Source organism: Stutzerimonas kunmingensis (assembly GCF_021432085.1).
Classification (GTDB): Bacteria; Pseudomonadota; Gammaproteobacteria; order Pseudomonadales; family Pseudomonadaceae; genus Stutzerimonas.
The window spans coordinates 1,458,403-1,471,025 of record NZ_CP090366.1; the positions used below are offsets into that span (position 1 = coordinate 1,458,403).

Consider the following 12,623-nt stretch of genomic DNA (forward strand, 5'->3'; position numbering starts at 1 on the left):
TTCGAATGTTGCGACGGAGGGCGGTGGCGGCGTTATGGCGATCCTGCCGGGCGCTTGCCTGATTCTGGCGCCGCCTACCAGATGCCTTCGTGCAGGGCGGCAGCCTCGTCCTCCAGCAGCGGGCCGAGCACCTCGACCTTGCGCTGGCCGGCCTCGAAGACGATGCGGCACGGCAGGTCCAGCGTCGGGTTCTCCGGATGGTTGCCGGTGAGGTCCTTCAGGCTGCGCTCGGAAAGGCCATAGACCACGCGACCCAGGCCGACCCAGTAGGCGGCCCCGGCGCACATGGCGCAGGGCTCGGCGGAGGTGTACATGCTGCAGCGCGAGAGGAATTCCGGTGTGTAGCGGGTCGAGGCGCGGGTCATCAGCACGCGCTCGGCGTGGCCGGTCATGTCGTGGTCGGGCATGTAGGCGTTGCCCTGTTCCAGCAGCACCTCACCGTCCGGCCCGACCAGAATGGCGCCGAACGGGTGGGTGCCGTTTTCCAGTGCGCGGCGGGCGACGTCGAAGCTTTTGCGCAGCAGGGCGAGATCGTCGAGAGGCATGGCGTTATCCAGACTGAGATGAAGAGGTGGTGGGCTTCAATGCCCAGCCTTGGGCAGGCTCCAGGGAAAGCAGACCTTCTGCAGCAGCCCGATCAGGTGGAACAGCAGCAGGCTGATCACCACCAGCATCAGTAGCGCGGCGAAGGCTTGCGGCACCTGGAACATCGAGGTGGAGAAGTTGATGAAGTAGCCCAGGCCTTTTTCCGCCGCGACGAACTCGGCGACCACCGCGCCGATCACCGCCAGGGTGATGGAGATGCGCAGCGCCGAAAACAGGTGCGGAATCGCATAGGGCAGGCGGATGTTGCGGTACTCGCGGGCCTTCGATGCGCCCAGTGAGCGCGACAGCTCCACCAGCTCCTCCGGCGTAGCCAGGAGGCCGGTGACGCAGGAAACAACGATGGGGAAGAAGGCGATCAGGAAGGTGATGAACACCCGCGGCAGGTCGCCGGCGCCCATCACCACCACGATGATTGGTGCCACCGCGACGATGGGCGTGGACTGCACGATGACCAACAGCGGATAGAGGGTGCGCGACATCACCCGTGAAGAGGCCAGGGCGATGGCCAGCGGGATGCCGATCAGGATCGACAGGCCGTAGCCCATCAGCGTTACCCGCAGGGTGGCGAAAATATGCTCGGCCCAGGCACCGAGGCCGACCTTCTGCGTCGCCGCGAAGATGGCGCTGGGCGAGGGCAGCACGAAGCTCGGCAGCTTGAGCAGGCGGCAGGCCGCTTCCCAGATCAGCAGCAGAACGAGCAGGGCGAGCCAGGGTGCGAAGCGGTCGGTCAGCGCCTTCAGGCGTTGTGCCCGGGGCTTAATGGTCGGCATGGCGCGAGAAGACCTTGCGGCGGATATGGTTGGCGAGCTCATTGAAACGTGGCTCCGTGAGGGTTTCCATGGACCGCGGGCGCGGCAGGTCGACGTCGATGATTTCCTGCACACGGCCGGGGCGCGCCGACATCACCAGGATGCGGTCGGCCAGCAGCAGCGCTTCGGGAATCGAGTGGGTGATGAACAGCACCGTCTTCGGGCGTTGGGTCCAGATGTTCAGCAGCTCCAGGCTCAGCTCGTCGCGGGTCAGGGCGTCGAGGGCCGAGAAGGGCTCGTCCATCAGCAGGATTTCCGGGTCGTGCAGCAGCGCCCGGGCAATCGCCGCGCGCTGCTGCATACCGCCGGAGAGTTCGTCCGGGCGCTTGTTGCCGAAGTCCTTCAGCCCCACCAGCTCCAGCAGCTCCTCGCCGCGGGTGATCTCCTGGGCGGTGACGCGGCCGTATTTGTGGCGCATGGGAAAGGTCAGGTTGTCGCGGATGTTCAGCCACGGCAGCAAGGTCGGTCGCTGAAATACGATGCCGATCTCGTCGCGCGGGCCGTCCACCGGGCTGCCGTAAATGCTGACCTGGCCGTGGGTCGGACGTACCAGCCCGGCGAGGATGCGCAGTAGCGTGGACTTGCCGCAGCCCGAGGGGCCGAGCACCGCGATGAACTCGTGGCGACCGATGTCGAAGCTGGCGTTGTCCAGCGCCACCACCTCGCTGCCATCGGAGGAGGTGAAGACCTGGCTGACCCGATCAAAGCTGATGTTGGGGCGCGGCGTGGCGGGCAGGGCGACGGCGTTCATGGCTTCACTCGCTCAGGCTGGTGTCGATGGCACTGGCCGGGTCGAGGCTGTCGATCTGCATGCCCTGCGCCTTGGCGACCCATTCCCAGGTAGTGGCCAGCCGCTTGGCGTCGAAGCCCGGGCCCTCGGCATCGCTGATCTCGTTCTGCATCAGCGGCACCGAGGCGACGAACTGCTCTTCGGCCTGCTGCTGGTCAACTTCGGCGATCATCTTCTTCAGCGCGGCGGCTGCGGCAGCCGGGTCGGCGATGGCGTTCTTCTGCGCCTGCTGATAAGCCTTGACGAACTTCTTCGCGACCTCGGGATTGCTCTGCACGAAGCGCTGCGAGGCCACCAGCGACAGGCCGTAGCCCTCGAAGCCGTATTCCGACCAGGGGATGGTCTTCAGCGTCTTGTCCGCCTCGCCGAGGGCGCGGACGAAGCCGGGCGCAACGGTCAGCCAGTTGATGGTGGCGTCCACCTTGCCGGTGGCGAGCATCGGCGCCAGCGCGCCGGGGTCTAGCTTGAGCAGCTTGACGCTGTTCGGGTCGATGCCATTGCGCTCCAGCAGCAGCGGCCAGACCACGTTGGAGGCAGAGAAGGTCGGGGTGGCCACCGTCTTGCCGACGATGTCCTTGAAGCTCTCGATGCCCGAGCCTTCGGTGGTGAAGAAGGCGTCCGGCTGCTTGTTGTAGATCGGGGCGACGGCAACTACCGGCACCTCGCCCTGGGCCTTGGCCTGCAGCAGCGAGGCCAGGCCGGCAGAGCCGAAGTCCGCGCTGTTGGTGGCCAGCTTGGTCACCACGTCGCTACCACCGCGGGCACTGGCGATTTCCACTTCGATGCCTTCTGCGGCGAACAGGCCCTGTTCGACACCTAGGTAGATCGCCGCCTTGTCGCCGGCTGGCAACCAGTCGTTGAGCCAGCGCACCTTGTCGGCGGCCAGGGCGGTTTGGCTGAACAGCGCGAGCAGGGCGCTGGCGACCAGGGTTTTCTTGAACATGGTGAAGCTCCTTGAAGGTTCGGCGTGATAAGCGCGATGCAATAAACGGGTCAGTGCACCGGATGTGGATGGCGATCGAAGAAATCCACCAGGGCGGCGAGCAGCGCGCCGGGCATGGCCAGTTGCGGCGCATGCCCGCAATCGAGCACTACCCGCTCGGCCCCAGGCACCAGCTGCTGCATGCGCTGTTGCACCCGTGGCAGCACGGAGCGGTCCTGCGTGGCTTCGATATACAACCGCGGCAGACGACCGAAACTCTCGGCACTCCAATGCGCGGCGATGTCGCGGCCACCATCGGGCTGCACCGTCAGGCGGCGCGCGGCAGTGATGGCGGCCTGTGCCGGTGCATCGTGGAAGAACACCGCGCAGGCGGCATCGCCCGGTACGCGGCTGCCGCCGGGCGCGGCTTCGAGATAAGGGCCGATGCCGCTGACTTCGGGGAAGTCGCGGGCGAGTTCGGCGCAGAGTTCGCCGAAGCCTATGCCGCTGGGCAGCATCATGCCGGCGACATAGGCGACCCCTGCGATGCGCTCGACATAAGCCTCGGCCACGGCAGTGGCGGTGATGCCGCCGCCGGAATGCGCCACTAGCTGAATCGGGCCAGGCAGCGTCTCGATCAATGCGCCGACGTGCTCGACATAGCGCTGCAGCGAGACCTTGGCGAGTGGCGTGTCGTCATGGCCGTTGCCCGGCAGATCGATCGCGTGGGGCCTGTGCCCGGCATCGCGCAGGCCTTCGAGCAGCGAATCCCAGACCCAGCCACCGGCCCAGGCCCCGTGGATGAGGACGATGTCAGCCATAGGTCCTCCGGTACATCTCGCGGTGGTGTTCTTCCACCGTTACGGCGGGGTAGCGTGGCGACTCGCCCGGTGCGAGGCAGGTCGGCAGGCACTCGACCACATGGTCCGGGTTGCCGCTGAAGAAGAACGGCACGCTGTAGCGCTCTCGCCCGGAGATATTGACCACCCGGTGCAGCGTCGAGCGGTACTGATCGTTGGTCCAGCGGGCGATCATGTCGCCCAGATTGACCACATAGGTGCCGGGCACGGGCGCTGCGTGTATCCAGCTCTCGCTGTGGCGATCCCAGACCTGCAGGCCGGGGTTCTCGTCCTGCAGAAGCAGCGTCAGCCCGCCGAAATCGGTATGCGCGCCACAGCCCTTTTCGCCGGGTGCGGCGTTCGCCGGCTGCGGCGGGTAATGCAGCAGGCGCAAGGTGCTCATGGAGTCGCGGCAGAAGCCGGCGAAATGATCCTCCGGCAGTTGCAGCGACAGCGCGATGGCGCCCATCAGTCGTGCCGCCAGCGCATTCATCGCGTCGCGATAGCGCTCCATGGTTGGGCGAAAGTTCGCAAGCTCGGTCGGCCACTGGTTGGCGCCGTGGTTGAAGCGCCCGACCAATACCCGCGGGTCGTCCTCGGCCAGCTCCTCGCCGATGTAGAAGCCCTCCTTGAGATCGGCCGGCGCACCGGCTTCCAGCACCTGCCCGCGCAACGGCTCATAGCCGCGATTGGCCTTCGAGAACACCTTGTCCAGCGCACGCTTGCTGGCCTTCGGTTGGGCGAAGAAGTCTTGTGCCTGCTCGAACACCGCCTGCTGCAGCGCTGGGTCGACGCCATGGTTGGCGATGCAGAAGAAGCCGACCTCGCGACAGGCCGCGCCGATGCGTTCGGCCACGGCAGTGCGCTCGGCAAGGTCGGGAGAAAACAGCCCGGCGATATCGATCAGCGGCAGCGCGGCGGCTTCGAGATGGCGGGCACAAAGGGACTGGTTCATGGCTCGATCCTGCTCTGCCGACGCGAAATGGCGGTCGGCGAGCGCAGTATCTGGGGGGCCATGCTGTGCGCAGAAGCAGAGAATATCGAGCAAGCCGATGCCGTTTCGGCAGCATCTTCCGGTGCTTCAAAAGGAGGCGGAAGGTGTTTCTGAAAGGTGCACTGCAAGGGGCCGGCGTTGTGGCGTTTTCAAATCTGACGCAGAAATATGCGACGTTCGCGCACCATATAGGTGCGGTTATCCCGCCGCAGAGAAGGCAATTATTTTTTCGGGCAAACAGGAAGGCGTCAGTCATGAGCGCCTTCCGCCTCGCTCTAGGGTGTGTTGACCGCGTCGAGAAGGGCCTCGGCTAGGGTCTGGCTGGTGAAGGGTTTGGCTAGCACACGCAGCCCGTGCTCGGCAGCGAGACGCTCGGTGTAGCCTGTCGCGAGGATGATGGGCAGTTCGGGATACAGGCCTTGGGCTTCCGCCGCAAGACCAACCCCGTCCAGCCGTCCGGGCATGACGATATCCGAAAGAAGCACATCGATAGGCGGGCGCGTGCCATCGGCGAGCCTGGCCAAGGCTGAATCCGCGTCCTGCGCCTCGTCGACCAAATAGCCCAGTTCCTCAAGCATCGACATCACCACCTCGCGCACCTCGGCGTCGTCGTCGACCAGGAGTACCCGTGTGGTTCGGTTGGCACGTTCCGGTGCCTTCTCTACCGGGCCAGCCGGTTCGCTGCGGTGTTCGACGCGTGGCAGCAGCAGGCGGACGCGGGTGCCCCTGCCGACTTCGCTGTCGATCGCTACCGCGCCGCCTGATTGGTGCGCGAAGCCATAGACCTGCGCCAGACCGAGGCCCGTTCCCTCGCCGATGGCCTTGGTTGTGAAGAAAGGCTCGAATGCCCGCGCCTGGACCTCCTTGCTCATTCCACAACCTGTGTCGAGGACGTCGACGGCGAGATAGGTCCTTGTCCCCAGGCTTGGCAGGGCGATGTCTCCATGCGCCACGTCGTGCAGGCTGATGCTCAACGGACCGCCGTCTGGCATGGCGTCCCGTGCATTGATCGCCAGGTTGAGGATGGCCAGCTCGCATTGCACCGGGTCCAGCGCCGCCGGCCATGGGCGGTCCGGCAAGTCGAGCTGTAGAACGACGTTATTGGGCAACGCGCCGGTCAGCAGTTCGTGCATGCCGAGAATCAATGCGCGCAAGTCGAGCTGCTCGACATCTCCAGTGCGGTTTCGACTGAAGGTCATCAGGTGCCGCGTAAGGCGGGTAGCCCGTTGAGCCGAACGCTGGCATGCCTCGATGGCGCGCTTGGCTCGGGGGTTTGGACTCAGCATGTCGGCCAGCTGCAAGCCGACGGTCATGCTTTGCAGAAGGTTATTGAACTCGTGCGATATACCCGCGGTGAGGTTGCCCAGCGCTTCAAGTTTCTGGCCCTGCAGCAGCGCCCGATGCGAGCGTTCGGCCTGGGCGACGGCTTCCTCGACCCGCTCTGCCATTTCCTGGCTCGAGCGGTGAATGGTCTTGCTGGCCTGGGCAAGTACCTGCGCGGTCCGGTCGGTCTCGTCCATGCCGGTCCGAGGTGCCTCGAAGACTTCCCCTCGGGCTAAGGCACCGGCTGCCTGGTCGAGTTGAGTCAAGGGGCGGGTGATGGTGCGGCCGAGCGCAATGGCCAGTCCGATCGCCGCCGCGAGCACCAGCAGGATGCCGATGGCCGCGGTTCCGATGGGCTTCAATACGCTTGCGAGCAGGTCCTCACGGGGAATGCCGATCAGTACCGTCCAGCCTGAACTTTCACCACGGCTGATAAAAGAAACCACGCGTTGATTGTCGCGGGTGACGGAAATCAGCTTGCCTTGGCGAGTCGCTAGCCCGCGCAAATCGGCGACGAAGTTGTCGTCCGCGGCTTCACCTACATGTCTGCTGGGGTCCCGGGTGCGCGCAACGATAGTGTGTGTCTGGTCCAGAACGGCACCAAGCCAGCGCTCGGGAAGCTCCTGAGCTTGCAGCAGGGCTTCGATGCGGCTGACCGGAAACTTCATGGTCAGGTAGTAGACGACTCGGCCGTCACGCATCACCGGGCGGTGAATGGCGACGCTGTGCACGCGCGTCAACGGGTCGCGAAACATCGGACTGACGTCTAGCAGCGGGGTGTTCTCGAAGCCTGGCAGGCTCGGTGGCATCGGCAACGGCGCGCCAAAAGGGTAGTCCGTATCAGCCAGGGGCACGCCGTTCGGGTCGAATATGGTTACGCCGGTGGCTATCGGTTGAACGGTCTGCTGTAGACGTTCATGAAACGCACGCAGATCGCCACTCACCAGTGTTGGCGAGGCGGCCAGCGTCGTGACCACTGCGCCGAAGCGATCAAGTTCGCGCTCAACGGCAAGACTTACGCCGCGCGTGGTCTCGTACATACTTTGGTCGATCTGCTGTGACTGCGCTCGGTAAACCGAATAGGTTGCAAACAGCGCGAAGGCCAGCGCCGGTGCGATGACGGCGATGACCAGCCAGATGAGACGGGCGCGTATCGACACGAAGCAAGTTCCTGATCGGAGCAAGAGTCAATGCGGGTTCGGCATCATGTATGAGCCCGTTGCTTTCGTAGGGCCTAGTCAGAAGACCGCAGGCGCGCCGGCTTGTTACGACGTTACAGACCAATGACGGCATCGAACCAACCGAACTTCAGCGGGAACACCTGCGCGTCGCCTCGGCTGAAGGTGGGCTGACGGATTGACCGACCCGCCTGGAACGCCCCGTAAGGAAGGGGTGGATCAGTGAACTTCCACACCATCGATAGCGGTGCGCAACGAGATTGCCAGTTCTTCCAGCCGGTAGGGCTTGGCCAATACGTGCACGCCTTCTGCGGCGGCAGATTGCTGTGCGGCTTCGGCGTAGCCGCTGGTAAGTAGCACGGGGACGCCGAGGTCGCGGGTGCGGATTTCGCGGGCCAGTTCAACACCGTTCATGCCGCCCGGCATCATCACGTCGGAGAACACGATGTCCACCTGACAGCCGTTCTGCAGCGCGCCCAGCGCGTCTGTGGCACTGGCGGCATGGGTGACGCGATAGCCGAGATGTTCGAGCATCTCGCCGACCAGTGCCGCGACTTCTTCATCATCGTCCACCAGCAGTACGGTACCGGCCGAGGCGTCGGGGCTGTCGTCTTCGACAGGCCGTTCGCCGTCGGGCTGATCGGGCACACGCGCCGAACGTGGCAGCAGCATGATCACGCTGGTTCCGCGATCGCATTCGCTTTCGATCCACACGGTGCCGCCGGACTGCCGCGCGAAGCCGTAGACCTGTGCCAGCCCGAGCCCTGAGCCTTTGCCGATCTCCTTGGTGGTGAAGAAGGGGTCGAATACGCGGGTGCGAACCTCCTCGGGAATGCCGGTGCCCGAGTCGGTCACCGTGAGGCGGACAAAATCGCCGGTGATGCCCAGCACCGTTTCGCCAGGTGCATTGCTGGCTTCGATCAGGATCGAGCCGCCGTCGGGCATGGCGTCGCGGGCATTCACGGCCAGGTTGAGGACGACCAGCTCCAGCTCGCCAGGGTCCACTTCGACCGGCCAGAGATCCGGCTCGAACTGCACTTCCACGTGCACGTCGCCGCTCAGGCTGCGGTCGAGCAGCTCGCGCATGCGGCCGATGCGCAGCACCAGGTCGACCGACTCGGGTTCCAGTGACTGGCGGCGGGAGAAGGCGAGCAGTTGCCGGGTAAGGGCGGTTCCGCGTTGCGCGGCCTGGCGCATGCCGTCCATCAACCGCTCGCGGCGTGCAGGATCGGCGCGGCGGTCGAGCATGTCGAGGCCGCCGGAGATCACCATCAGCAGGTTGTTGAAGTCGTGGGCGATGCCGCCGGTGAGCTGGCCGATGGCTTCGATCTTCTGCGCCTGGCGCAGGGTTTCTTCGATCTGCGCGCGCTCGGCCATCTGTGTGCGCAATTCCTGGTTGGCCTTTTCCAGTTCGCTGGTGCGCTCGACGACCAGCGCTTCGAGCTGATTCGAGGCGCGCTCACGGGCTTCGAGCAAGGCCCTGACTTCGTACTGGCGATGCCGCCCGCGCAGGGCGGCTTTCACCGCGCTGGTCAGGGTGATGCTCTGTACCGGGCGTTCCAGCAGGGAAACGTTGCGCAGCGCCGCCACCATGCGCTGACGCCATGCGGCGACTGCCGGCTGTTGATGCTTGCTGGTGAGGACCACGAATGGAAAGTCGGACCACGCCGGTTGCTGATCGACCCAGGTGGCCAGTGCTTGGAGGTCCTGACCGAAGAGGCCTTCTTCGGCGATGAAAACGGCGTCGGCATCGGTTTCGGCGCGACGTAGCACCTCATCGACACTGTGGCAGACAACGGCGTCCATGCCGCTGCGGCTGAGCAGTTCGGCCGAGGCGGGACCGTCCCGGCCGATGGGGGCATAGACGACTACGATGGGGCCTTCTCGTTTAGTGGGCGTCGTCATGCTCGTCTGTCAGTAGCTGAGTCGCATCACCGGTGTATTCCGGTGTGCCCGATAGGATGCCGCTGAAGTGGCTGAGCGGCGGCCCGACCTCGAGGCCGGCGCTACTGAGGCGGTACTCACGGACGGTGTTTTCATGCCGTCCGCTGCGCTTTTTCACCACTGACAACGCCCGGCGAACGACGCCGGCATGCTCGAAGTAGCGCTGCATGATAACCGCATCGCTGAGATAGCTGATATCCACAGGCGTATCCATTGGGCCGACCAGGCCATGCTGGGCGAGCACCATGATGCTGATCACGCCTTTCTGGCCCAGATAACTCAACAGCTCGTGCATCTGCAGAATCAGGAATCGGCCATCAGGCATCGCGTGCAGATAGCCGTTGAGGCTGTCCAGGATCACCAGTTCGGCGCCCCGAACTTCCACGCTTTTACGCACCGCGGCAGTGAATTCGCCAGGTGACAGCTCGGCGGGATCGACCTGTTGCAGATGTAGCAGCCCCTGTTCGATCCATGGCTCCATGGGTAGGCCAAGCGCCCGCCCGCGCGCCAGCAGGGTGCTGATGTTCTCGTCGAAGACGAAGAAGGCGACCTGCTCACCGCGCTCGCATGCCGCTACTGCGTAGCTCAATGCCAGCGAGGATTTGCCGACACCCGCCGCACCGACCAGAAGCGCATTGGTGCCGCGCTCGAGACCACCGCCTAGCATCTTGTCCAGTGCCGGATTACCGGACGAAGCTAACTCTCCAGAGAAGCAAGAGTGATGCTCCGCGGCGATGAGGCGTGGGTAGATCTGCAGGCCGCCCTTGCGGATGGCGAAGTCGTGATAGCCCCCGCGGAACTGGATGCCGCGCATCTTGATCACGCGCAGGCGTCTGCGCTCGGCGCCGTAGTCGATAGCCAACTGCTCCAACATGACCACACCGTGGGAGATGGAATGCAGCTGTAGGTCGCCCATCTCCGAGGTCTGGTCGTCGAGCAGAATCACCGTGCAGTTGCGAGTGGTAAAGAAGTGCTTGAGCGCCAATACCTGCCGGCGGTAGCGCAACGGGCTTTGCGCCAGCAGGCGCATTTCCGAGAGGCTGTCGAAGATCACCCGCGTCGGATTTGTTTCGCTGACACGGTTGAACACCTGCTGGGTAGTTTCGCTCAGCTCTATTTCCGCCGGATGCAGTACGGTCAGTTCCAGCTCAGGATCGAGGCTGGTCTCTGGTGATATCAGTTCGAAAATATCGATGCCCTCGAGCGTCCAGCCATGACGCTTGGCGACCAGCTCCAGTTCGTCCTTGGTTTCCGAAAGGGTTACGTAAAGCACGCGCTCGCCCTGGCGGACCCCTTCGAGCAGGAACTGCAGCGCAATGGTGGTCTTGCCCGAGCCCGGGCTACCTTCGTACAGGTACATGCGGTTGGGGTCGAGGCCGCCGCCGAGAATGTCATCCAGTCCCTCGCTGCCAGTGGAGATGCGAGGGGGTTCATCGTCTGGTTGGAAAGAAGGATTGGTGAAATCGGTCATTCCGTTCTCCTTAACGCAGGCGCCGCTGCGTGCTTCGTTCCCACTCCTGCAGGTCCATATCAGGACGGAGGCGGAGGGGAACAGGCCCGTTATTCGCCTGGTGGGCAGGTCGGGCTGAATGCCGCTCGAATCGTCGGTTGATGCGCTTCTGATGTGCCGAAAATTGCGCGTTTGGCGGTCGACGTTCGAGGGGCGCAGTCATTTAATCCGACTCGCCAGCCGCCTGCCCGTTCCGCATGAGTGTGCTCGGCACCTTCGCTGCAGCGCGCTCTCCAGGCGGCGCGACCATCTGCTGCGCGGTCCCCCCGGGCGCTTCGCTCGTTGCCCTTGAGCTACTTCGAACCACTCCGCTGCGCAACAGACTGCAACCATTGAACCTTGGATCATGGGCCGGGCTGGCCCATGATCAGCCTTTGCCTTTGCGGGTCGCCTGCATGTCTCGATTCTCTCGTCCGTCGGCTTCGGCACTGGGCCGCTTTCTGCAACTGGGCGGTACTGGCGCGCGCATTGCCGGCAACCTGCTGGTGCAGCGCATCACGCCAGGCAAGGCGCGTATCGACTGGGTGCCGGTCGGTGAACTGCTCGGTGATGCGCTTGGGCAGATGAAGGGCCCAGTGCTGAAGCTCGGTCAGCAGGCTTCGCAATGGCAGGACCTGCTGCCCGAACCGATCAGCGCGGCGCTGGCGCGCTTGCAGAACCAGGTGCCCTCGCTGCCATTCGATGCGCTGCAAGCCAATCTGCAGCGCGTCTACGACGGCAAGCTGTACGAACTGTTCGAGTCCATCGAGCCGGAGCCCGCGGCGGCGGCCTCGCTGGGCCAGGTCCATCGCGCTCGGGATCGGCAGGGCAGGGCGCTGATCATGAAGGTCCAGTACCCCGGCATCCGCGCCATCTGCGATGCCGATCTGCGCCAGCTGCGTCGGTTGATGCCGCTCGGGCGACTGTTCGGCACGCCGCCCGCGCGTCTCGATGCGGTGTATATCGAGCTGCAACGGGCCATTGCCGAGGAACTCGACTACGAGGCTGAGCGCGCCAACCTCCAAGCCTTCCGCGAGCACTTCAGAAACTGGCCGGGCATCCGCATTCCCTTTGCCGCGGGCGAACTCTGTCGGCCCGGTGTGCTGGTGCTGGAAGACCTGCCGGGCCGCTCCATGGCCGAGGTCGAACAGGCCTCGGCGGAGGTGCGCCAGCGCCTGGCCGAAACCCTCTGCGAATGGCTGGCCGAGCAGGCATTCGGTCTGCAACGGCTGCATACCGATCCGCATCCCGGCAACCTCGCCTGGACCGAGGCCGGCGAGCTGGTGGTCTATGATTTCGGCAGTGTGCTGCGCCTGGAACCGCGTTTGCTGGCGGGCTACGTACAGATCTTCGAGGCGCTGCGCGGTACCTCCAGCGAGGCGCTGGAGCCCGGTTTTCAGGCCCTGGGCGGACGCCAGCCGGGAAGCACGCCGCCGCACGGGCTATACCGAAGCATTCACCTGATGCTGCACCCACTGCTGCAACCCGGCGCGCCGTGGGACTTCCGCGAGGCGGCGCTGCATCAACGGCTGTCCGAGCTGTTCCCCCTGATGATGTCCGCACTCGGCAGCCTGCAACCGGCCTCCGGCACCTTGCTGATCAATCGCACCCTGGAGGGCCATTACTGGAACCTCTACCGGCTCGGCGCTTGCCTGTCCATCGCCGACCTGCTCGCCGAACAGATCGAACGCTGGCGCAGCGAAGCCGGCGCCCGTCGACCGTAAATCTG

General features: G+C 64.7%; 10 protein-coding genes. 1 reads left to right on the top strand and 9 read right to left on the bottom strand.

Annotation, left to right across the window (positions count from 1 at the left end):
* Window positions 1-74: 74 nt before the first annotated feature.
* The 9 genes from LW136_RS06760 to LW136_RS06800 form a co-directional block, all read right to left on the bottom strand.
* Window positions 75-545: a nucleoside deaminase gene (locus LW136_RS06760; protein ID WP_041013301.1), complete on the bottom strand. Its 471-nt coding sequence runs from the start codon at window positions 543-545 to the stop codon at window positions 75-77.
* A 36-nt stretch (window positions 546-581) separates the two neighbouring features.
* Complete coding sequence (locus tag LW136_RS06765; RefSeq protein ID WP_041013302.1) at window positions 582-1,376, bottom strand: ABC transporter permease; 795 nt, start codon at window positions 1,374-1,376, stop codon at window positions 582-584.
* Window positions 1,363-2,166, bottom strand: a complete 804-nt coding sequence (locus LW136_RS06770; RefSeq protein ID WP_041013303.1) for an ABC transporter ATP-binding protein — start codon at window positions 2,164-2,166, stop codon at window positions 1,363-1,365. The genes LW136_RS06765 and LW136_RS06770 overlap by 14 nt, the downstream gene beginning before the upstream one ends.
* Before the next feature lie 4 nt (window positions 2,167-2,170).
* Window positions 2,171-3,148, bottom strand: coding sequence for an ABC transporter substrate-binding protein (locus LW136_RS06775; RefSeq protein WP_234174785.1), 978 nt, complete (start codon window positions 3,146-3,148; stop codon window positions 2,171-2,173).
* A gap of 50 nt (window positions 3,149-3,198) precedes the next feature.
* Entirely contained in the window at window positions 3,199-3,948 is a 750-nt protein-coding gene (locus LW136_RS06780) for an alpha/beta fold hydrolase (protein ID WP_041013305.1), read from the bottom strand.
* On the bottom strand, window positions 3,941-4,921 hold the full coding sequence (locus tag LW136_RS06785) for an isopenicillin N synthase family dioxygenase (RefSeq protein WP_041013306.1): 981 nt from the start codon (window positions 4,919-4,921) through the stop codon (window positions 3,941-3,943). The genes LW136_RS06780 and LW136_RS06785 overlap by 8 nt, the downstream gene beginning before the upstream one ends.
* 314 nt (window positions 4,922-5,235) lie before the next feature.
* Window positions 5,236-7,443: a hybrid sensor histidine kinase/response regulator gene (locus LW136_RS06790; RefSeq protein WP_041013307.1), complete on the bottom strand. Its 2,208-nt coding sequence runs from the start codon at window positions 7,441-7,443 to the stop codon at window positions 5,236-5,238.
* Between the two features lie 237 nt (window positions 7,444-7,680).
* Entirely contained in the window at window positions 7,681-9,366 is a 1,686-nt protein-coding gene (locus LW136_RS06795; RefSeq protein ID WP_041013308.1) for a response regulator, read from the bottom strand.
* Window positions 9,350-10,876 (bottom strand): ATPase domain-containing protein, encoded by a 1,527-nt coding sequence (locus tag LW136_RS06800; RefSeq protein WP_041013309.1) that lies wholly within the window; start codon window positions 10,874-10,876, stop codon window positions 9,350-9,352. The genes LW136_RS06795 and LW136_RS06800 overlap by 17 nt, the downstream gene beginning before the upstream one ends.
* 434 nt (window positions 10,877-11,310) lie before the next feature.
* Between LW136_RS06800 and LW136_RS06805 the strand changes: the two genes are divergently transcribed.
* A complete protein-coding gene (locus LW136_RS06805; RefSeq protein ID WP_234174786.1) occupies window positions 11,311-12,618 on the top strand; it encodes an ABC1 kinase family protein in 1,308 nt (435 codons plus the stop codon).
* Window positions 12,619-12,623 lie beyond the last annotated feature (5 nt).